This is a genomic window from Luteococcus sp., from assembly GCF_043424415.1.
GTDB lineage: Bacteria > Actinomycetota > Actinomycetes > Propionibacteriales > Propionibacteriaceae > Luteococcus.
In genome coordinates this window covers 1-20,082 of record NZ_JBHWOO010000203.1, presented here as the reverse complement: position 1 = coordinate 20,082, position 20,082 = coordinate 1, and the positions used below count along the sequence as shown (strand labels likewise).

23 protein-coding genes and 1 riboswitch are annotated in these 20,082 nt (G+C 70.6%); of the genes, 9 read left to right on the top strand and 14 right to left on the bottom strand.

Going from position 1 to position 20,082, the window contains the following annotated elements; genetic code table 11:
* Window positions 1–132 (bottom strand): Na+/H+ antiporter subunit E (locus ACHFFZ_RS11685; protein WP_394276788.1); only part of this gene is annotated, 132 nt, incomplete at its 3' end.
* A 28-nt stretch (window positions 133–160) separates the two neighbouring features.
* Between ACHFFZ_RS11685 and mnhG the strand changes: the two genes are divergently transcribed.
* Together mnhG and ACHFFZ_RS11675 are read left to right on the top strand one after the other, a co-directional pair.
* A complete protein-coding gene (mnhG, locus tag ACHFFZ_RS11680; RefSeq protein ID WP_394276787.1) occupies window positions 161–526 on the top strand; it encodes a monovalent cation/H(+) antiporter subunit G in 366 nt (121 codons plus the stop codon).
* Between the two features lie 90 nt (window positions 527–616).
* Entirely contained in the window at window positions 617–922 is a 306-nt protein-coding gene (locus ACHFFZ_RS11675; RefSeq protein WP_394276786.1) for a siderophore-interacting protein, read from the top strand.
* Between the two features lie 208 nt (window positions 923–1,130).
* On the opposite strand, the gene ACHFFZ_RS11670 is transcribed toward ACHFFZ_RS11675, so the two are convergent.
* The 3 genes from ACHFFZ_RS11670 to thiD all read right to left on the bottom strand — a co-directional run bounded on the left by ACHFFZ_RS11670 (window position 1,131) and on the right by thiD (window position 2,516).
* On the bottom strand, window positions 1,131–1,328 hold the full coding sequence (locus tag ACHFFZ_RS11670) for a hypothetical protein (protein ID WP_394276785.1): 198 nt from the start codon (window positions 1,326–1,328) through the stop codon (window positions 1,131–1,133).
* A 97-nt stretch (window positions 1,329–1,425) separates the two neighbouring features.
* Window positions 1,426–1,554 (bottom strand): hypothetical protein, encoded by a 129-nt coding sequence (locus ACHFFZ_RS11665; RefSeq protein WP_394276784.1) that lies wholly within the window; start codon window positions 1,552–1,554, stop codon window positions 1,426–1,428.
* Between the two features lie 131 nt (window positions 1,555–1,685).
* Window positions 1,686–2,516 (bottom strand): bifunctional hydroxymethylpyrimidine kinase/phosphomethylpyrimidine kinase, encoded by an 831-nt coding sequence (gene thiD, locus ACHFFZ_RS11660; protein WP_394276783.1) that lies wholly within the window; start codon window positions 2,514–2,516, stop codon window positions 1,686–1,688.
* Window positions 2,517–2,570: 54 nt separating this feature from the next.
* A riboswitch (TPP riboswitch) is annotated at window positions 2,571–2,680 on the top strand.
* Here thiD and thiC point away from each other — a divergent pair.
* From thiC to ACHFFZ_RS11640, 4 genes are all read left to right on the top strand, one after another.
* Window positions 2,675–4,396 (top strand): phosphomethylpyrimidine synthase ThiC, encoded by a 1,722-nt coding sequence (thiC, locus tag ACHFFZ_RS11655; protein ID WP_394276782.1) that lies wholly within the window; start codon window positions 2,675–2,677, stop codon window positions 4,394–4,396. It overlaps the preceding riboswitch by 6 nt.
* A complete protein-coding gene (locus ACHFFZ_RS11650; protein ID WP_394276781.1) occupies window positions 4,393–5,667 on the top strand; it encodes an MFS transporter in 1,275 nt (424 codons plus the stop codon). Before thiC ends, ACHFFZ_RS11650 begins: the two co-directional genes overlap by 4 nt.
* Window positions 5,664–6,473, top strand: a complete 810-nt coding sequence (gene thiM, locus ACHFFZ_RS11645; protein ID WP_394276780.1) for a hydroxyethylthiazole kinase — start codon at window positions 5,664–5,666, stop codon at window positions 6,471–6,473. The genes ACHFFZ_RS11650 and thiM overlap by 4 nt, the downstream gene beginning before the upstream one ends.
* Window positions 6,470–7,123 carry a thiamine phosphate synthase gene (locus ACHFFZ_RS11640; protein WP_394276779.1) on the top strand — a complete coding sequence of 218 codons (654 nt, stop codon included), beginning with the start codon at window positions 6,470–6,472 and terminating at the stop codon, window positions 7,121–7,123. The genes thiM and ACHFFZ_RS11640 overlap by 4 nt, the downstream gene beginning before the upstream one ends.
* 182 nt (window positions 7,124–7,305) lie before the next feature.
* On the opposite strand, the gene ACHFFZ_RS11635 is transcribed toward ACHFFZ_RS11640, so the two are convergent.
* A complete protein-coding gene (locus tag ACHFFZ_RS11635) occupies window positions 7,306–7,956 on the bottom strand; it encodes an SIMPL domain-containing protein (protein ID WP_394276778.1) in 651 nt (216 codons plus the stop codon).
* A 49-nt stretch (window positions 7,957–8,005) separates the two neighbouring features.
* Between ACHFFZ_RS11635 and ilvD the strand changes: the two genes are divergently transcribed.
* On the top strand, window positions 8,006–9,865 hold the full coding sequence (ilvD, locus tag ACHFFZ_RS11630) for a dihydroxy-acid dehydratase (protein WP_394276777.1): 1,860 nt from the start codon (window positions 8,006–8,008) through the stop codon (window positions 9,863–9,865).
* Between the two features lie 327 nt (window positions 9,866–10,192).
* On the opposite strand, the gene ACHFFZ_RS11625 is transcribed toward ilvD, so the two are convergent.
* Window positions 10,193–11,137, bottom strand: a complete 945-nt coding sequence (locus ACHFFZ_RS11625) for a hypothetical protein (RefSeq protein WP_394276776.1) — start codon at window positions 11,135–11,137, stop codon at window positions 10,193–10,195.
* A 74-nt stretch (window positions 11,138–11,211) separates the two neighbouring features.
* Complete coding sequence (locus tag ACHFFZ_RS11620) at window positions 11,212–11,781, bottom strand: FUSC family protein (RefSeq protein WP_394276775.1); 570 nt, start codon at window positions 11,779–11,781, stop codon at window positions 11,212–11,214.
* A gap of 575 nt (window positions 11,782–12,356) precedes the next feature.
* Between ACHFFZ_RS11620 and ACHFFZ_RS11615 the strand changes: the two genes are divergently transcribed.
* Window positions 12,357–13,271 (top strand): oxidoreductase, encoded by a 915-nt coding sequence (locus ACHFFZ_RS11615; RefSeq protein ID WP_394276774.1) that lies wholly within the window; start codon window positions 12,357–12,359, stop codon window positions 13,269–13,271.
* Here the strand turns inward: ACHFFZ_RS11615 and ACHFFZ_RS11610 are convergent.
* Genes ACHFFZ_RS11610 through ACHFFZ_RS11595 form a run of 4 tightly spaced genes read right to left on the bottom strand, consistent with a single transcriptional unit; the run spans window position 13,249 to window position 16,482 of the window.
* On the bottom strand, window positions 13,249–13,806 hold the full coding sequence (locus tag ACHFFZ_RS11610) for a cysteine hydrolase family protein (RefSeq protein WP_394276773.1): 558 nt from the start codon (window positions 13,804–13,806) through the stop codon (window positions 13,249–13,251). The two genes, ACHFFZ_RS11615 and ACHFFZ_RS11610, sit on opposite strands and share 23 nt — an antisense overlap.
* Window positions 13,803–15,314 carry a purine-cytosine permease family protein gene (locus ACHFFZ_RS11605; RefSeq protein WP_394276772.1) on the bottom strand — a complete coding sequence of 504 codons (1,512 nt, stop codon included), beginning with the start codon at window positions 15,312–15,314 and terminating at the stop codon, window positions 13,803–13,805. The genes ACHFFZ_RS11610 and ACHFFZ_RS11605 overlap by 4 nt, the downstream gene beginning before the upstream one ends.
* A 41-nt stretch (window positions 15,315–15,355) precedes the next feature.
* A complete protein-coding gene (locus ACHFFZ_RS11600) occupies window positions 15,356–15,862 on the bottom strand; it encodes a phosphoribosyltransferase (protein WP_394276771.1) in 507 nt (168 codons plus the stop codon).
* Entirely contained in the window at window positions 15,859–16,482 is a 624-nt protein-coding gene (locus ACHFFZ_RS11595) for a GNAT family N-acetyltransferase (protein ID WP_394276770.1), read from the bottom strand. The genes ACHFFZ_RS11600 and ACHFFZ_RS11595 overlap by 4 nt, the downstream gene beginning before the upstream one ends.
* A gap of 78 nt (window positions 16,483–16,560) precedes the next feature.
* Here ACHFFZ_RS11595 and ACHFFZ_RS11590 point away from each other — a divergent pair, with 78 nt between their 5' ends.
* Entirely contained in the window at window positions 16,561–17,886 is a 1,326-nt protein-coding gene (locus ACHFFZ_RS11590) for an MFS transporter (RefSeq protein ID WP_394276769.1), read from the top strand.
* A 67-nt stretch (window positions 17,887–17,953) separates the two neighbouring features.
* Here ACHFFZ_RS11590 and ACHFFZ_RS11585 read toward each other — a convergent pair whose 3' ends face one another.
* From ACHFFZ_RS11585 to ACHFFZ_RS11575, 3 genes are all read right to left on the bottom strand, one after another.
* Window positions 17,954–18,655: a hypothetical protein gene (locus tag ACHFFZ_RS11585; RefSeq protein WP_394276768.1), complete on the bottom strand. Its 702-nt coding sequence runs from the start codon at window positions 18,653–18,655 to the stop codon at window positions 17,954–17,956.
* A 127-nt stretch (window positions 18,656–18,782) separates the two neighbouring features.
* Entirely contained in the window at window positions 18,783–19,589 is an 807-nt protein-coding gene (locus tag ACHFFZ_RS11580) for a hypothetical protein (protein ID WP_394276767.1), read from the bottom strand.
* On the bottom strand, window positions 19,586–20,082 hold a 497-nt coding region (locus tag ACHFFZ_RS11575; protein ID WP_394276766.1), incomplete at its 5' end, for a SigE family RNA polymerase sigma factor. The genes ACHFFZ_RS11575 and ACHFFZ_RS11580, both read right to left, overlap by 4 nt.

The following is a 20,082-nucleotide window of genomic DNA, read 5'->3' as shown; positions in this document are numbered from 1 at the left end:
CAGGATGCTGGTCTCGGGGTGCACGTCGATGACGACCGTGCCAGGCACCAGCGAGGTGAACTCGGCGATGATGGTGCGTCGCAGGTCATCGTGCAGGTGCAGCTGCACGTCCACCAGGCTGCCCCGCCCCACCGGGCGGGGCACGACGGAGGGATGGGCGATGACCGGGCAGCTGCTCGACCTGTTCAGCGCGCTCTTGCTGCTGGCCGGTTCCCTGCTGTGCCTGTGCGCGGCGGTGGGGCTGGCCCGATTCCCCGACCTGCTCAGCCGGATGCATACGGCGACCAAGCCGCAGGTGCTGGGCCTGGTGTTGGTGCTGCTGGGCACCGGCTTGGGGATGCGTTCCGGTCTCGACGTGGGGATGCTCGTGCTGGTGGCGGTCTTCCAGCTGCTCACCACGCCCGTCGCCTCACACATGATGAGCCGCAGTGCCATGCGGGCCGGTCAGGTCTCCCTGCCCAAGGACTTCCGTGACCTCGGGTGCGAGGACAGTTCCCGTGCCGAGAGTCCACCGGAGGACATGTGACGGGCGGAGCCCACGCCTGGGCTGGGAGTTGGGTTGGCCTAGGCTCATGGAATCTGAGGTGAAGCGTCGTTCCCCCTTCCACCGCGCAAGGTGGTCGAAAGCCCGCAGCTCACGCCGCAGATGGTGCGCCTCACCTCCGAGGGCGCGGACCTGCGCGCCATGGGACCGTTGGTCCACATCGACTCCTACATCAAGATCCGCTTCGGCGAGCAGACCCTCACCGGCACCGTGCACCACGACCCGGAGGTCGGACGCATGGTGGTGGACTTCGTCGTCCATGGCGAGGAGGGACTCGCGGGAGCCTTGGCCGCCACTGCCCAGCCGGGCGAGGAGATCACCGTCGGCGGGCCCGGGAGAGGTTGGGCTCCATCTCGGGCTACTGGCGCAGCGGCATGACCGAGGCCGACTCGTAGGCCTCCAGACGGGGCTTCGTGGCCTGAATGGGACAGGCCCAACGGGAGGCGCTCGGCGCCCAGTGCAGGGATCTTGGTCATATTTCGGTATCGATGGAGATACCGAAATATGACCACAACGGGTGTTCGGGTGCGCAATCGCAGCCCGAACCTGTTGGGGAGGGCAGGCTGCTTGCTGCCGAGGTGCTTCGTCAGGCGGCGAGGTTGTAGTGGCGACGGACCATCCGGTCGCTGGGGTGGGCCGCGGGGAGCTCGTGGACATCGGCCGGTTCCGCGTCGTGACCGCCAGGGGCGGGGCCTCGGGTGATGGCGAGCACCACCCGGGCCAGGATCGCGATCACCACGGCCGCGATGCCGAGGACTGCTGCCATGCCGAGGATCTCTGCCATGCCCCAAGCCTCCCGCGCCGACCACCGGCGGAACATCGGCTCGTTGGCTGGACTCCGCTGGTACCACAGGAGCACCACAGGGCCCGGGGCATCATCCTCAGGTAGCAGGCCCCCGACGCAGCAGGGCCGCCCCGCCGAGCACCAGCGGTGCGAGCAGGATCGGGATGAGGGTGAAGATGCCGAGGCTGATGGCGATGAGCAGGGCGAGACCGAGGAGTGCCGACATGCTCCAAGGAATATCCCTGCGAAGGGCCGAAAAAGCCTCTGTTTCCTTGTTGTTCAGCCATTCTTTGCCCGTCTCAGGAGCTTCTTCGGTGCCTCTTGGGGTCTTCTCGGACGGGGGCTCCTGAAGCCCTGTCAGGTTCGCGGCGTCCACGGAGCCAGGTGGTTGAGCGGGCCATGGCCCTCGCCACTGCCGACCTGCAGCTGGCCGGCATCCTCCAGTGCCCGGGTGAGCCACTCACGGGCCTGCCAGACAGCCTTAGCGAGCGCCTCCGGGTCGTCGCCGGCCTGCGCCAGGCCGCAGGCCAGGGCCGAGCTCAGGGTGCATCCGGTGCCATGGGTGTTGCGGGTCACCACCCGGCGGCCGGTGAATTTCTGGACGTTCTCGGCGGTGACCAGCAGGTCGGTCAGCGGTCCCTCCCCAGGTAGGTGGCCACCCTTGACCAGGGCCGCCCGCGCCCCCATCCCGACCAGCGCGCGGCCCTGCGCCTCCATCGCGCCGAGGCCGCCAGCCTGGGCGGTGCCGGTCAGCTGCGCCGCCTCCGGCAGATTCGGCGTCACCAGCGTGGCCAGGGGAAGCAGCTCGGTGATCGCCTCCTGCACCCCCTCGGCGGCCAGGCTGTCGCCACTGGTGGACACCATCACCGGGTCGAGCACGACGGGGACACCCGCGAGCCCTTCGCGCAGGTGGCGTGCGACCACTCGCGCCACCTCGGCCGAGCCGAGCATGCCGATCTTGACCGCGTCGATGCGCACGTCGTCGAGCAGGGTGGTGAGTTGTTCGTCGACGAAGTCGGCCGGGATGGGCAGCACGCCGGTGACGCCGCGGGTGTTCTGCGCGGTCAGGGCGGTCACGACGCTGGTGGCGAAGCAGCCTGCCGCGGTGAAGGTCTTCATGTCGGCCTGGATGCCGGCGCCGCCGCTGGGGTCGGAGCCCGCCACGGTGAGCACGTTCGGGATCGTCATGGCGCACACCCTGCCACCCCGGTTGAGCTTCGCCAAGGGTGGGGTCTAGGGTTTGGGGCATCCCACGGGAGCCCTCGGCAGAGGGCTGAGATCGAGCTGGAGCCGCTCGGACCGTCCGAACCTGACCGGGTCATGCCGGCGAAGGAAGAGAGATCACCATGGCAGAGATCCATCCCCAGCACCGTGCCCACATGCTCGTCGACGGTGACGTGAGCGTTCCCGTCACGGCGATCAGCCTGGCCGACAGCCCCGACGGCAGCCCCAACGAGGACGTGTTGGTCTACCGCACCTGCGGCCCCGACTGCGACGTCACCGTCGGGCTCCCGCCGCAACGGCTCGACTGGATCTGCGAACGCGGCGACGTCGAGACCTACCAGGGTCACCCCCACAACCTGGCCGACGACGGCCGCAGCGCCCAGCGCCGCGGCGAGGCGTCGAAGGCATGGAAGGGCGAGAAGCGCGCCCCGCTGCGCAGCACCGAGGGCCGCACCGTCACCCAGATGCACTATGCCCGGCAGGGGATCGTCACCCCTGAGATGCGCTACGTCGCGCTGCGCGAGGGGGTCGACGTGCAGCTGGTGGTCGACGAGGTGGCCGCCGGCCGCGCCATCATCCCCGCCAACGTCAACCATCCCGAGAGCGAGCCGATGATCATCGGCAAGGCCTTCCTGACCAAGGTGAATGCCAACATCGGCAACTCGGCGGTCACCAGCTCCATCGAGGAGGAGGTCGACAAGCTGCGCTGGGCCACCCGCTGGGGCGCCGACACCGTGATGGACCTGTCCACCGGTGACGACATCCACACCACCCGGGAGTGGATCATCCGCAATGCGCCCGTCCCGATCGGCACCGTGCCGATCTACCAGGCGCTGGAGAAGGTCGACGGGCAGGCCCACGAGCTCACTTGGGAGATCTTCCGCGACACCATCATCGAGCAGGCCGAGCAGGGCGTCGACTACATGACCATCCACGCCGGCGTGCGGCTGCGCCACGTGCCGCTGAGCGCCAACCGGCTCACCGGCATCGTCAGCCGCGGCGGCTCGATCATGGCCGGCTGGTGCCTGGCGCACCACCAGGAGTCCTTCCTGTACGAGAACTTCGACGAGCTGTGTGAGATCTTCGCCCGCTACGACGTCGCCTTCTCCCTGGGCGACGGCCTGCGGCCCGGATCCATCGCCGACGCCAATGACGAGGCGCAGCTGGCCGAACTGCGCACCCTGGCCGAGCTCACCGAGCGCGCCTGGAGGTACGACGTGCAGGTGATGGTGGAGGGTCCGGGCCACATCCCGCTCGACCTGGTGGAGGAGAACGTGCGCCTGGAGCAGGAGTGGTGCCACGGCGCGCCCTTCTACACCCTCGGGCCGCTGGTCACCGACATTGCCCCCGGCTACGACCACATCACTTCGGCCATCGGCGCCGCCACCATCGCCATGGGCGGCACCGCGATGCTCTGCTACGTCACGCCCAAGGAGCACCTGGGCCTGCCCAACCGTGACGACGTGAAGACCGGCGTGATCACCTACAAGATCGCCGCCCACGCCGCCGACGTCGCCAAGCACCATCCCGGGGCGCAGCAGCGCGACGACGCCCTGAGCAAGGCCCGCTTCGAGTTCCGCTGGCACGACCAGTTCGCGCTCTCGCTCGACCCGGAGACCGCGATCGCCTTCCACGACGAGACGCTGCCCGCCGAACCGGCCAAGACGGCGCACTTCTGCAGCATGTGCGGGCCGAAGTTCTGCAGCATGCGCATCAGCCAGGACATCCGCGACGCCTACGGCTCCGGGGTCGCCACAGCAGACGAGGGGATGGCGCAGAAGGCGCAGGAATTCCTCGAGCTGGGCGCCAGCGTCTACCTCGACGCCGCCGAAAGGACCTCATGACCCACCGCCGCTCGGCGGTCACCGGTGGGGTGGTGGGCAACTACGTCGACCAGGTCAACATCTTCCTGCCCGCCCTCGCGCTGGCGCCGGCGATGAAGACGCTGGCCGGGCCCACCGCGGCCGCCTCCGGCACCGCGATCGTGGTGATGGCGATGCTGCTGGGCCGCCCGGTCGGTGCGATGGTCTTCGGGCGCATCGCCGACCGGGCGGGCCGCACCCACACCACGGCCCTGGCCATCGCCGGCACCGCCGCCTGCTCGCTGTTGATCGCCTGCCTGCCCACGCACCAGGTGCTCGGCGGCGGCACCTTCGCGCTGCTGGTGCTGCTGCGCTTCGTCGGCGGCATGTTCATCGCGGGGGAGTACTCGGCGGCCGTGCCGCTGGCGATGGAGTGGTCCAGCGCCCGTCACCGGGGCCTGTTCAGCGGGCTGATCATGGCGATGGCGCCCTGCGCCCAGGCCACCATCGCCTTCCTCACCGCCGCCATGCTCGCGGTGCTGGGGCCCGAGGACTATGCGGCCTGGGGCTGGCGGCTGGCCTTCGTCGCCGGCGGGCTGGCCTCCTGCGCCATGTTTGTCTTCTACCGGCGACGCGTGGCCGACGCGGTGCGCGCGGTGCAGCCGGGAGTGGACGAGTTCCGCACCCGCGGCAGCCTGCGCGAGGTGGTGATGGGGCGTTGGGCGGGAGCCTTCTGGCGGATGTTCTGCCTGATGAGCGGGCTGTGGCTGATGACCCAGATGGTGGTGCTGCTGCTCGGCCAGCGGCTGGTCACCGACGCCGGGCTGTCCGCCGGCACTGCCTCGGTGGTGATGGGCATCGCCTCGATCGGGCAGGCCGTGGTGATGGCGCTGACCGGGCACCTGTCGACGCTGATGGGGAGGCGCCGCTACTTCGTCGTGGCGACGGTGGTGGCGGCCATCGGCGGCTCGGCCGCGTGGCTGTGGATGATGGGTGCGCGGCCCGGCGTGGTGGGCCTGGCCGTCGGGGCAGTGCTGGCGCAGGTGCTCACCGTCACCGCCTACGGCCCGGTCGGTGCCTACCTGAGCGAGGGCTTCCCCGCCCATGTGCGTTCCACCGGCTACGGCACCGCCTATTCGGCCTCCATCGCGCTGCCCGCCCTCTATCCCTATTGGCTTCCGGCGCTGTCCGGTGCGGCGGGGAGGAACACCGCGGTCGTGCTGGTGATCGTGGCCGGTTCGCTGCTGGTGGCGGCCGGTGCTGCGCTGGGCCCGCGCCTGGCACCGTCCGAGATCGAGCAGGTGGAGGTGTGAGCGGCCTCGACTGCGCCGCCGTCGTGGAGCGTATGCGCCGGCGGGCGCCGCTGGTGCACTGCCTCACCGCCGCGGTCAGCATGAACCTGGTGGCCGACGCGACGCTGGCTGCAGGGGCGCGCCCGATGATGACCGAGACCCAGCAGGAGGCACCCTTCGTGGTGCGCCGGGCCGATGCCCTGCTGGCCAACCTCGGCACCCTGAGCACCGACGGCATGGCCGGGATTCCTGCCACGGTGCGGGTCGCCGTCGAACGGGGAATTCCGTGGGTGCTGGACCCGGCCGCGATCGGCCCCTCGCCCGTGCGCATCGAGCTGGCCCGCGAACTGCTGGCGGTCGGCCCCACGCTGGTGCGGGCCAATGCCTCCGAGGTGCTGGTGCTGGCCGGGGTGGGGGCCGGCGGGCGCGGCGCCGATGCCAGCGACCGCGTCGACGCGGCCCTGCCCGCCGCCCTCGACCTGGCCCGTCGCCACGGCTGCGTCGTGGCGGTCTCGGGCGAGGTCGACCTGGTCACCGACGGCACCCACGTGGTGCAGGTGGCCAACGGGCACCTGATGCTCACCCGCGTCACCGGAACCGGCTGCGCCCTCGGGGCGCTGAGCGCGGCCTGCCTCGCCGTCTCCGACGAGCCGCTGGAGGCCGCCGTCGCCGCCACCGTGTGGATGGGACTGGCTGGCCAGCAGGCAGCCGGCCGGGTGCGCGGACCGGGCAGCTTCCGCGCCGCCCTGCTCGACGAGCTCTACGCCCTCACCCCCGAGGAGATCCTCGCGGGCGCCCGAATCCAGACCGCACAGGAGATCCGATGACCCTCGACCTGCGCTTCTACCTCGTCACCTCTGGCTCCGGACGACACACCGTCGAGACCGCTGCGGCAGCCGCCCGCGCCGGGGCCGGGATCATCCAGGTGCGGTGCAAGGAGGTCACCGACCGCGAGCTGTACGGGTTGCTCGTGGAGGTCTCCGAGGCGGTGGCGGCGGCCAACCCTGCCACCCGCGTCGTCGTCGACGACCGTCCCGACATGGCCTGGGCCGCCCGCAATGCCGGCGCTCCCGTGCACGGCGTCCACCTCGGCGCCGACGACCTGCCACCCGAGCACGCCCGGGCCCTGCTCGGCCCCGAGGCGATTGTCGGCTGGACCACCGGCACCCTCGCCCTCGTGCAGGAGGCCCAGAGGTATGTCGGGATCGTCGACTACCTGGGGGCCGGACCCTTCCGTCCCACCCCCACCAAGGACTCCGGCCGCCCACCGCTGGGCGTGGCCGGCTATCCGCCGCTCGTGGGGGCCAGCGCCATCCCGATCGTCGCGATCGGCGATGTCACCCCCGACGACGTGGAAGCACTTGCCACCACTGGGATCGCCGGGGTGTGCATGGTGCGCGCCGTGATGGAGGCCGACGACCCCGCCTGCGTGGTGCGGCGCAGCCTGGACTCGTGGCAGCGGGGCGCCGGCGCCTGAGTGGGTTGCCCGCCTCGCTGTGACCAACCCCATGGCGCGACCCCACTTCGCGTTCGGCTTTGTCGTCCTCTCTCGGGTAGCGACCCGGGATGGTGCTGCTGCCCACCGACGCCAAGGACGTCGAGGACTCCCACGTGCCTGTCGTCAAGCAGTGGCTCGGCAGCCACCTGTGACCAGGACGGTCAGCGGGTCTCCAGGCGCACGTGCACCTCGGTGGCCACGACGACATCGCGCGGGCTGAGCTCCAGTCCATCGCCCGCCCCGCGACTCATCGCTCCGGCCATCGCCATCGTCTGCTGGTGATCGCCACCGAAGGGGACCAGCAGCCCCGGGTCGGCGACGTCGGTGACCTCCACCTGCTGCGCACCGGCAGTCCGCGCCATCACGCGCGCCCGGTCGACGGCATCCTGCACAGCTGCGGCCAGCACCTGCTCGCGCACCGCTGCGCCGGTCTCCTCCGACAGTTCCCTGCGCACGTCGGTCACGTCCAGTCCGGGGGTGGAACTCCACCGGGCGCAGGCCGTCGACAGCTCGGACGCGTCGACGAAGGTGGCGCTGGCCCACACTTCGGCCGAGTGGCGCAGCGGCGCGATGCTGCCGTCGTGGGTGTAGGGGCGCGACGTGCGCGAGACCGGCGCCTCCAGCCGGAAGTCGGCCAGCGGTGAGGGCTCGCGGTCGCGGAGCTCCACCAGCTGGGTGCGCAGCTGGTCGGCGAGCTGGTGGGTGGCCTGGCTGGCGGTGGCGGCGTCGTCCTCGAAGGCGACGTGCAGCTGCACCACGCCCTGTTCCGGTGCGATCTCCTGCTGGTTCCTGCCCGTGACGGTGATGATCATGGTGCGAGCGTATCCACTCGACCTTGCGCTGCTCACCTACTGTAGATCCATGCCTGCTCTTCGTTCCCGCACCACCACCCACGGCCGCAACATGGCCGGTGCCCGCGCCCTGTGGCGCGCCACCGGCATGACCAATGACGACTTCGGCAAGCCGATCGTCGCCATCGCGAACTCCTTCACCCAGTTCGTGCCCGGCCACGTCCACCTCAAGGACATGGGCCAGCTGGTCGCCGGGGCCGTCGCCGAGGCCGGGGGAGTGGGCCGCGAGTTCAACACCATCGCCGTCGACGACGGCATCGCCATGGGCCACTCGGGCATGCTCTACTCGCTGCCCAGCCGCGAAGTGATCGCCGACAGCGTCGAGTACATGGTCAACGCCCACCAGGCCGACGCGCTGGTGTGCATCTCCAACTGCGACAAGATCACCCCCGGCATGCTGCTGGCGGCGCTGCGGCTGAACATCCCCACCGTCTTCGTCTCCGGCGGGCCAATGGAGGCCGGCCGGATCCTGGGTGAGCGGGTGGTCCCCGGCGCTCCCGACGAGGCCGGCACCGAACGCCTCGACCTGATCGACGCGATGATCAAGGCGGTGGACAACAACGTATCCGACGCCCAGATTGACGCCATCGAGCAGAACGCCTGCCCCACCTGCGGCTCCTGCTCGGGCATGTTCACCGCCAACTCGATGAACTGCCTCACCGAGGCGCTGGGACTGTCGCTTCCCGGCAACGGCTCCACGCTGGCCACCCATGCCGCCCGCAAGGATCTCTTCCTGGAGGCTGGCCGCCTGGTCGTCGACCTGTGCAGGCAGTACTACGAGGGCGACGACGACTCGGTGCTGCCCCGCTCGATCGCCACCAAGCGCGCCTTCGAGAACGCCATGCGTCTCGACATCGCCATGGGCGGCTCGACGAACACGATCCTGCACCTGCTGGCCGCCGCGCAGGAGGCCGGCGTCGATTTCGACCAGGACGACATCGACGCCCTGAGCCGCACGACTCCGTGCCTGTGCAAGGTGGCGCCCAACACGACCAACTACTACATGGAGGACGTGCACCGCGCCGGCGGCATCCCCGCCATCCTCGGCGAGATGCGCCGTGGCGGACTGTTCAACGAGGACGTCCGGGCCGTGCACTCCGCCAGCCCCGAGCAGTGGCTGGGTGCCTGGGACATCCGCTCCGAGCAGGCCAGCGAGGAGGCCGTCGAGCGCTTCCATGCCGCCCCGGGCGGGGTGCGCACCACCGAGGCCTTCAGCACCTCCAACCGGTGGGAGTCGCTGGACGTCGACGCCGAGCAGGGCTGCATCCGCAGCGTGGAGCACGCCTACACCGCCGAGGGCGGCCTGGCCGTGCTCAAGGGCAACCTCGCCCCTGACGGCTGCATCGTCAAGACTGCCGGCGTTCCCGAGCACCAGTGGCAGTTCAGCGGCCCCGCGAAGGTCGCCGAGAGCCAGGACCAGGCGGTCGACATGATCCTTGGCGGCAGGATCGTCGAGGGTGATGTGGTGGTGGTGCGCTATGAGGGCCCCAAGGGCGGGCCTGGCATGCAGGAGATGCTGTACCCGACCAGCTACCTCAAGGGTGTGGGCCTGGGTCCGAAGTGCGCCCTGATCACCGACGGCCGCTTCTCCGGCGGCTCGTCGGGGCTGAGCGTCGGGCACGTCTCGCCCGAGGCCGCCAGCGGCGGTGCGATCGGGCTGGTGCGTGATGGGGACATCATCACCTTCGACATCCCGGGCCGCAGCGTCCACGTCGAGGTCTCCGACGACGAACTTGCCCGCCGCCGCGCCGAGCAGGACGAGCGGGGCTGGCAGCCGGTCGATCGTGACCGTCAGGTCTCGCAGGCGCTCAAGATCTTCGCCCGCTTCGCGCAGTCGGCCGACAAGGGTGCCGCCCGCAAGGTCGAGTGAGGCAGGTCTGGTCAACGGGTGAGGGGCCCTGCGTCGATGACGCAGGGCCCCTCGCGTGCGGGCCAGGGAGTGGTGACGAATCCGGCCCGAGCATCCCGCTCCACTGTCCGACCGACATGTACGTCACCCTGCCGGTGCCCATCATCGTGGGCCGGGAGTGGATTCACCCCCGCAGACGTCCTTCCTTTGTAGGTGCTGGGGCCCCTCGCGTGCAAGGTGAGGGCCCCGCGGTGGCGGGTGATTTCGCCCGTCCACCTGCCGGTCCACACCCCGCACGGCGTTTCCCACAAGCTGCCGGCAGTTGTGCACAGCAGCCTGTGGACAGGCTCAGAGGCCGTCGAGGCCGGTGCGACCCATCACGAGCGTGGTGCACACCAGCATCAGTCCGGCCGCGGAACAGTGGGCGGCGGCCCACCACATGTCGACCCCCAGGGTGGCCATCAACTGGCCCACGATGAGCTCCACCACGAAGAGCACCACGATGGTGGCGAGCACGGGACGCAGGGAGGCGACGCGCCATCCGCGCTTGACCAGCAGGGCGAGCCCGACGGCGACGGCAACGGCCAGCACCATGCGGGCGACCTGCAGCCACACCGGGCCGTCGGCGCCGACCAGGCGCCACATCGGCCACCCGACCACGGCGGTGAAGGAGCCCTTGCCGGCCACCACGATGCCGCCCAGGTAGAGCGCGTAGAGCCCGGCTGTGCAGGCCGTGGCCAGCCGTGACAGGGGAGTCCACTGCCAGAGCGGCGCGCCGCGGTTGATCGACAGGCTGGCCAGCGTCGCGGCCACCAGCACGGCGAGTGCGCCGAACAGGTCGAACAGCGCCAGCGGTTTGGCGACGCCGAGGTTCAACACCACGAGACGGCCGACGACGGCGGCCACGACGGCACCCGCCACCGAGACCCACGGCAGCCAGCGGGCCATCCACTGCACGCGCGGCAGCCGCAGCGCCACCAGCGCCGCGGCGAGCAGCACGAAGCCAGTGCTGCCCGCGATGAGGCGGTGACCGAACTCGATGATGTCGTGCACCTCACGCTCGGGCCCGAACTGGCCCGGGTAGCAGCCCGGCCAGGTGGGGCAGGCGAAGCCCGAGCCGGTGGCGGAGTTGATGCTGCCGGTGATGATCGTCGCGATGCCGAAGACGGCGGCCAACATCAGCATCATCCGGGTGCGCGGGTGCGGTTGCGGATCGCGCGGCACAGGGGCGACGCGATGGTCGCTGGTCGGGGCTTCGACGTGGTCGGGAGGTGACTGGAGCGTGCTGGACATGGCTCTTCTCAGGAAGCAGGCGGTCAGTGATGCCGTCAATCTAGTCAGCCCGTGCCGCCCGCCCGGCGGCGGGGTCAGACCTCGCGCGCGGCCACCTCGCGGCGCAGCTCGGCCAGGGCGTCGTCGACCTTCGCCTTGCGACGCTCGCGCAGCGCATGACCGACCAGTACCAGGGCGATGCCCACCGCCCCGCCGATGGCGGTCTCCACACCCCGGTCGAAGAGCAGCTGGGTGATCGGGCGCGGATGGGCGAGCTGCCCGTTGAGCAGCGCCAGCGGTGTGATGCACAGCATGGCCGCGGCGTAGTTGCTACCCACCAGGACCTCGGCGCCGAACTGCAACAGGCCGATGACCAGCACCGCCAGGACGGGCTCGAGGTGCACCCCGAGCAGGAGCCAGGAGGGCATCAGCCCGGTGGTGGTGCCCACCACACGCTGGATGCCCTTGGCGACCTGCTGGGTGACGTGCGGCGCGCTCATCGGCGCCACCGCGGAGACCATCGCCCAATAGGGGTGCCCGATCTGCAGCAGCACCGCGATGGAACCGGACAGGAGCACCGCCAGGGCCAGCCAGGCCGGCTTCCAGCTGCGGGCGAAGACGAGCCGCAAGGGCTGGGCGGCACGCAGTGCCCCCCCGCACGCCACGCGGGTCCCGCAGGATCCCCAAGGCACCCACCAGGACAGAGAACAGTGCCGCGCCCCCGGTCACCAGCACCGCGGTGCGCAGGTCGGCCAACCGGTGGGGTGCCGAGGAGATGGCGCCGAAGGCGAAGATGAAGAACAGCGGGCCGCCCGGGTGGTAGCTGTGGGCGCGGGCGAAGGCCTCGCCGGTGGTGGCGATCACGGCCGCCACCAGAACCTGCACCCAGGGGGAGTGGTCCAGTGATCCCACCAGGACCCCGGTGAGCACCGCGGCGGTCATCGTCACCGCCGCGGAGAGCTGCATCTGCATCCGCGTGGTGTGCTCGCTCGCACGGCCATAGAGGGAGGCGAAGGCGCCGAAGCAGGCATAGGGCGACCACTCGACGTGTCCGAGCAGGATCACCACCGCCAGCGGCACCGCCACGCTCACCCCGGCCCGCAGCACGACGCGGTGGGCCCCGTCCACCTTCTGGTAGCCCACGAGGTCGCTGGTGCGGGGCAGGACGGGTGTGGACACACTTCTCCTCGGGAATCGTCGTCGGGAACCAGCGCCTTGTCCCACGACTAGGCTGGCGGCCATGTCCGCACGTGAACTCGCCCTGCCAACCCTTCGTCCCCGACGCACCACCCAGTCCGTCGAACTGGACCTGCCAGAGGGCTGGGAGCCGGGCGAGGGCAAGGTGGCCATCGTCACCGGAGCCTCCTCCGGGATCGGGCGGGCCAGCGCCATCGCCCTGGCCCAGGCCGGCTTCGAGGTGTGGGCCGGTGCCCGCCGGGTCGCGCGGATGTCCGAGCTGAACTCCCATGGCATCCGCACCCTGCCCCTCGACGTCACCGACGAGGACTCCCGCACGGCCTTCGTCGAGACGGTGCTGGCCGGCAGCGGACGCATCGACGTGTTGGTGAACAATGCCGGCATCGGCAGCTTCGGTTCGGTTGAGGACACCCCGATGCAGGCCGGACGCGAGCTCTTCGAGGTGAACCTGTTCGGCGCGGTGCGCCTGGTGCAGCTCGTGCTGCCGACGATGCGCGCCCAGAAGTCGGGGCGCCTCGTCAACATCTCCTCGGTGGCCGGCCACACCTACGAGCCCTTCGGCGCCTGGTACCACGCCAGCAAGCACGCGCTGGAGGGCTTCAGCGACTCGCTGCGCCTGGAGGTCAAGCCCTTCGGGATCGAGGTCAGCATCGTGCAGCCCGGGCTGGTGAACACCGACTGGATGCGCACCGCGCGCAAGGACCTGCTGCGGCTGAGCCGGGGCGGCGCCTACGAGAAGGCCGCCAAGCGGCTGTCGAAGGTGCTGGCCGTGGCCGACAAGCGCGGCGTGGGCAGCAACCCGTCAGTGGTGGCCCAGACGGTGCTGGCGGCCTGCGTCGCGCCGAAGCCGCGCACCCGCTACGCGGTGGGTGCCGGGGCACGGGCCGCGCTGACCGCCCGGGCGGTGCTGCCCGATGCGGCCGTCGACCGTGTGCTCAGCGCAGTTGGTCCGAGGTGACCACCTGGATCTGCGGGGCGTAGAGGCCCATCACCTGCAGGGCTGCGGCGTGGTTCTCGTCGCTGGAGCCCGCGCAGGCGTCGGCCACGACTGTCACGGTGCAGCCGGCATCGGCCGCCGCCAGCGCCGTGGAGATGACGCAGCAGTCGGTGGAGACGCCGGCCAGCACCAGATGGGGATGCTCGCCGGTGACCGCAGCCAGTTCCGGGCCCCACTTGCCGAAGGTGCTGACGTCGACGGTCGGGCGCTGGGTCAGGGCGGTGGCGCTGGGCACCAGTTCGAAGAGCGCGTCGTCGTCGGGCCGGTCGGCGAAGGACCAGGTGTCGAAGTAGGCCTTCCAGGAGCCGCGACGGTCATCGCCCGGCAGCCAGCGGGTGGCGACGGTGCGTTCGCCGAGGCGGGCAGCAAGGCGCGCCACCACGGGCACGGTCTGTTCGAAACGCGGCGCGCACCACTGGCTGGCGGGGTCGGCGAAGATGCGCTGGTGGTCGATCACGACCAGCCAGGCCTCCCCCGGCACGGTGACGGTGCTCATGCGCGCTCCTCCTGCCGCTTGATGGTGCCGCCGTTGAGCAGTGCGTGGCCAAGCAGTCCGATCAGCAGCGAGCAGATGACGCCCAGGTTCGCCCACGGCCAGGTTCCGTCCCAGTAGCTGAAGACGCCATCCTTGAAGACGCGGGTGCCCAGGCCGAGCGGCTCCAGCAGGTAGCCCTGCCAGTTGTTCCAGCTCTCGCTGCTGAACTGGTTGATCACCAGGCCCCAGCCGAGCACCGAGGCGACCACCATGATGGCGATCGACTTCCAGTTGACCGAACCGTAGCGGCCGCGCGAGTCGAACAGGGCGGCCTCGTCATAGGGGCGCTTGCGCAGCAGGATGTCGGCGATCATCACACCGGCCCAGGCGGCCAGCGGGACGCCGAGGGTCACCAGGAAGCTCTGGAAGGGGGCCAGGAAGCTGGTGGCGAAGAAGACGACGTAGATGGTGCCGGCGGTCAGGATGATCCCGTCGAGGGCCGCCGCTGCCGGGCGCGGAATGTCGATGCCCAGGCTCAACAGCGTCAGGCCGGAGGAGTAGATGCCCAGCACGGCACCCGAGATCAGCGTCAGCACAGCCACCAGCAGGAAGGGCAGCAGCACCCAGGTGGGCAGGATCGAGGCCAGGGCGCCGATCGGATCGTTGGGGATCTCGGCCTTCAGCTTCTCGTCGGAGCCGGCCAGCAGCAGGCCGAAGACCACCAGCAGCACCGGTGCCACCGAGCCGCCGAAAGTGTTCCAGAAGACGATGCCGGCCGCCGACGCGTCGCGGCGCTGGTAGCGCGACCAGTCGGCGGCGATGTTGATCCAGCCCAGCCCGAAGCCGGTCATCACCATCACCAGGGCGCCCACGCACTTGGCGAAGGAGCCGGTGGGCAGCGCGCTCACCGCGGACCAGTCGATGTGGCTGACCGTCAGGGCCATGAACAGCAGCGTGAAGGCACCGGTGACCCAGGTCAGGATCGACTGCACCTTCATGATCGTGTGGTAGCCGAGCACCGAGCACAGCACCACGATCGCCGCGATCACCACGCAGGCGATGACCTTGGTGGTGGTGCCGTGGCTCCAGCCCAGCCGGTCGAAGACGGTCGCGGTGGCTAGGGTGGCGGTGATCGTCAGCGAGGTCTCCCACCCAATGGAGGTGAGCCAGCTGATGATGCCCGGCAGCTTCTGCCCCTGCACACCGAAGGCCGAACGGCTGAGCACCATCGTGGGCATCGAGCCGCGCTTGCCGGCGATGGCGATGATCCCGCACAGCGCGAAGCTGAGCACGATGCCCAGCAGTGCGACCCCGGTCGCCTGCCAGAAGGAGATGCCGAAGCCCAACAGGTAGGAGCCGTAGGTCATGCCGAAGACCGACACATTGGCGGCGAACCAGGGCCAGAACAGGTCGCTGGGCCGCGCGGTGCGTTCCGAGTCAGGCACGACGTCGATGCCCTGCATCTCCACCAGGCGGCTGCCCTGCGGTGTCGCCTCCGGGAGGTATGGCGTGGTCACGGGTGTGGACATGGACACATCATGTCACCCGGCCCCGACAGTTCCGTGCAGCATCAGGCGGTGTGCGTCACCGGCGACTCGGCCGACCAGGGGAAGACGATCCACTTGTCGGTGCGACGCCACACGTAGTCGGGCTCGACGACGGTGGTGGGCTTGGCGTAGAGCACCACGCTGCGCACCTCGGCCTCGAACTTCTCCAGCAGCTCGATCACCAGCTTGAGGGTGCGGCCGGAGTCGGCGACGTCGTCAACCACCAGCAGCTTCTGCTTGCGGATCGACTCCGTGTCGAGCATCGGTGCCAGCAGCACCGGGTCGGGCAGCGTCTCGTGCACGTCGGTGTAGAACTCGACGTTGATCGCGTCGGTCAGCTTGGTGCCCATGGCATAGGTCAGGGCGCCGCCGGGCAGCATGCCGCCGCGGGCGACGGAGATGATGATGTCGGGCTCGTAGCCGGAGTCGACCACCTGCTGGGCGAGTTCGCGGCTGGCGTCCCCGAAGCCCTGCCAGGTGAGGACCTCCTTGTCGACGAGGTCACTGGAATCGGCGTGGTAGGCAGTCATGCGCGAAGCCTACCCAGCGGGGCGCGCGGGGCCGAGTCGGGTGCATCGAGCATCAGCTGCACGAGCACCGCGTCCAGCCAGCGGTCGAATTTGCGCCCCACCTGGCGCAACCGGCCGGTCTCCTCGAAGCCGAGCCGCCGGTGGAAATTGATCGAGGCCTCGTTGTCGGCATCCAACACCCCCACCATGGTGTGCACGCCGTTGCCGCGGGCCAGGTCCACCAGGGCCAGCATCAGCAGCCGGCCCACGCCCAGGGCGCGCGCCCCGTCACCGACGTAGACGCTGTGCTCCACGGTGTGGGCATAGCCGGCCTTCTCGCGAAAGACGCCGTAGCCGGCAAAACCCAGCACCTGGTCGTCCACGGTGGCCACCAGCACCGGGTGGCCGTCGGCGTGGTGGCGTTCCAGCCACTCGCGGCGGTTGTCGACGGTGACCGGCTCCAGGTCATAGCTGGCGGTGGTGCCCACCCCGGCCTCGTTGTAGATGGCGGTGATCGCCGCCAGGTCCTCGGATCTGGCGGTGCGGATCACCACGGACGAGTCGGGGGCGATCGACTGCGGGGAGGGGGAGAGGGGCTGTGAAGGGTTGGGTGACGGCGCAGGGCATGAGGCAGTGGCCATGTCAGCAGCCTAGTGGGGCCCGATGGCCCCGGGCGCTAGATTTCCACTGTCCAGACCACCGCCCCGATGGGAGCCGAGATGTCCACCAGCACACTGCCAGGGCCCGACGGCGCCAGTCGCTCGCAGCGGTTGGAGGTGCTGCGCTTCGGTTCGGAGCACCGTCGCCTGCTGCTGGGCTCGGGCATCGGCTGGGCGTTGGACGCGATGGACGTCGGGCTGATCAGTTTCGTGATGGCCGCCCTCAAGGTGCAGTGGGAGCTGTCCGACACCACCACCAGCTGGATCGGCTCGATCGGCTTCGTCGGCATGGCCATCGGCGCCTCGCTCGGCGGCCTGCTGGCCGACCGGATCGGCCGGCGTCAGGTCTTCGCCCTGACCCTGCTCGTCTACGGCGTGGCCACCAGCGCCTCGGCCTTGGTCGGCTCGGTGGCCGCACTGATGGTGCTGCGCTTCATCGTCGGCCTCGGGCTGGGCGCCGAGCTGCCCGTCGCCTCCACCCTGGTGAGCGAGTTCGCACCGGCTCGCATCCGCGGCCGCATGGTGGTGGCGCTGGAGTCCTTCTGGGCGCTGGGCTGGATGCTGGCCGCCCTGATCGGCTACCTGGTGGTGCCGTCGGGCGAGGACGGCTGGCGCTGGGCCCTGGCCGTCGGGCTGGTGCCGACGGCCTATGCCGCCTGGGTGCGCCACAAGCTGCCCGAGTCGGTGCGCTTCCTGGAGTCCAAGGGTCGCCACGAGGAGGCCGAGGCTGCCGTGCGCAGCTTCGAGGCCGGCAGCCCCGGACGCGATCCGCTGCTCGACGCGCCCGTGGAGGAGGCGGTCGAGGGCGGCATCTGGCACCCCCGCTTCGCCCGGCGCACCGCGGCGCTGTGGACCATCTGGTTCTGCGTGAACCTGGCCTACTACGGCGCCTTCATCTGGATCCCGTCGCTGCTGCTCAAGCAGGGCTTCGGGATCGTGCGCTCCTTCGGCTTCACCCTGGTGATGACCTTGGCCCAGCTGCCCGGTTATGCGCTGGCGGCCTGGCTGATCGAGGTCTGGGGACGCCGCCGCACCTTGGCGGTCTTCCTGGTCGGCTCGGCCCTGGCTGCGCTGGCCTACGGGCAGGCCTCCAGCGTCACCGCGATCCTGGTGGCCGGCTGCGCGCTCAGCTTCGCCAACCTGGGTGCCTGGGGAGCCCTCTATGCCGTCAGCCCGGAGGTCTACCCGACCGCGATCCGCGGCACCGGAACCGGCGCGGCGGCAGGATTCGGCCGGATCGCGTCGATCATCGCCCCGCTCAGCGTGCCCCTGCTGATCGGCTGGGGCGGCAACCCGCTGGCCTTTGGCGTCTTCGCCGCCTGCTTCGCGACGGCTGCGCTCGCGGCCTACTTCCTGCCGGAGACGATGGCGCGGCAGGTGGGCTGATCCGAGGAAGCTCGGACCAGCCCACCCCCCTCATCATCCGAGGCGACGGCCTGTGCGGTGGCCCCGGTCAGCGACGGGCCAGGCGCCGGGCCAGCGCATCGGCCGAGGCGAAGGCGCCACACTGGCCGATCGTCTCGTCATCGGCCAGCAGCGAGCAGTTGTTGTCCTGCCCCTCGGTGTGGACCACCAGCCAGGTGAGGCGGTTGCCCGTCTGGACCACGGCGGCGTCCTCGAAGGCCCCCCACTCACGCTCGGTGTACCGCATCGACGCGCTGGCCGCGGTGGCCCGGACCGGGGCCGCCCGGAGGCGCTTCACCGCCGATCGCTCCAGGGGCAGGGTGCCGTCCACAGAGCCGATGGTGGAGTTGGTGTCGGCGTCGATGACGCAGTTGCGGTAGGCCTCGAGGATGCGCGCCCGGGCCGCGGAGGCCTGGCGGGCTGTGCCGAAGCCCAGCACCACCTGGGAGCTGTCGATGCGGGCGAAGTCGCGCACCAGCAGGGTGCGCTGTCCCAGGGCCTTCGGTTCGTCGCACAGCGAGAAGTCCTCGGGGAGCGCGGTGGCCCGGCGTGTGGTGGCGGGGCCGACCGGCTGGTCCTGCCGGGCGACCGGCGCCAGGTCGGCGGCGGTGGCCAGGTTCGCAGTGGTCGGTTGGGGGAGCGTGGTGGGGCGGGCAGCCGCCGGTGCCTGTGGGGTGGCCATGATGCTGCTGGCGAGCAGGGCCAGGCCTGCCAGGCCGGTGGCGGTGTGCCGTGCGATGGAGCTGGTCATGGTGACCTCCTGGGGGGTGGGGTCCGGCCTTTCCGGACCCTGTACCCACCTCCCACGAAGCAGCGGGCCAAAGGGTTGAGCGCTCGACGAGATTTCTTGTGGGAAAGGATGCCAGGGGCTTCTCGGCTCAGCTGGCCAGGCGATCGGCGATGGCCTGTGCCGAGGCGAAGGGCCCGCAGGCCCCGATCTCCGTGCTGGCCTCCAGGCCGCAGTTCTGCTCCTCTCCGTGGGCCTGGGCGACCCAGGCGATCCGGTTCCCGGCCTGGACGACCACGGCCTCCTCGTGCCGTCCCTGCGCCGTCTCGCTCGGTTCCCAGTAGGGATTGGCCGCCACCGCCACCACGGGCTCGACCCCGCGGGGCTTGACTGCCAGCCGGGCGCCGGTCCACTCGTCGACCTTGCCCTCGTGCGGGGCGCAGTTGCGGTACCAGCCCAGGATCTTCTGTCTGGCGGCGGTGGCCTGGGCGACGTCCTGGAAGCCGAGTACCGCTGCCGTCACCCGGGCATCGGTGAACTCGCGCACCTGCAGCGAGGACTCCCGCAGGTCCGGGTGGGGCTGGCAGAGCGTCGGACTGCCGGCCCAGGTGCCCGCCGGCAGGTCCACCTGGGGGCGCAGCGGGAAGTTGAACGTGTTGATCGGCGCCAGGTCCTTCTCCGTCGGCAGCTGCGCCGTGGTGACGGCGGGCAGCGGATGGGGCGTGGGGGAGCCGAGGGGGTCGCGGTCCTCCGGGCGCGGTTCCCGCAGCGCCCTGACCGCCACCAGCGCCCCGGCCAGCAGCGCCAGGCTCAGCACCAGTGCCAGCAGGGCGGTCAGGCCCCGACGGCGACGCCGCGAGCCGGCCTGCTGCATGGCGACCGCCGCGACATCGGTGGTGTCCAGGGGTTCCACGGATCGCAGCAGCCGTCGCAGCTCGTCCTCGTCGATCGGGCTCATGCCGTCCTCCCTGCTGGTGCCTGCTGTGGACTGCGCAAGCGGGCCAGGGCCCGCGAGCAGGTGGACTTCACCGTGCCGCGGCTGACCCCCATCTCCTGGGCCACCTCGGCCTCCGACAGGTCCGCGTAGTAGCGCAGCACCACCATGGTGCGCTCCCGCTCGGTGAGCCAGGCGAGCTGGCGCACGATGTCGTCCCGGTCGTCCACCTCGTGGTAGCCGCGGGCCGAGCGCGGGTCGTCGTCCCGGTCGGCCTCGTGCCCACCGACCGGCTCGTGGCGCGAGCGCCGCCAGCGGTCCGTGGCGAGGTTGGTCATGGTGCGCCGGGCATAGGCGAAGGCGGTGTCGTGGTCGATGCGGTGCCAGGCCAGGTAGACCCGCACCAGCGTCTCCTGCAGGAGGTCCTCGCCCGCGTGCCGGTCGCGCACGAGCATGACGGCCAGGCGTCCCAGCCATTCCCGCTCTGCCTCGACGAAGGCGGTGAAACCGGCCTCGG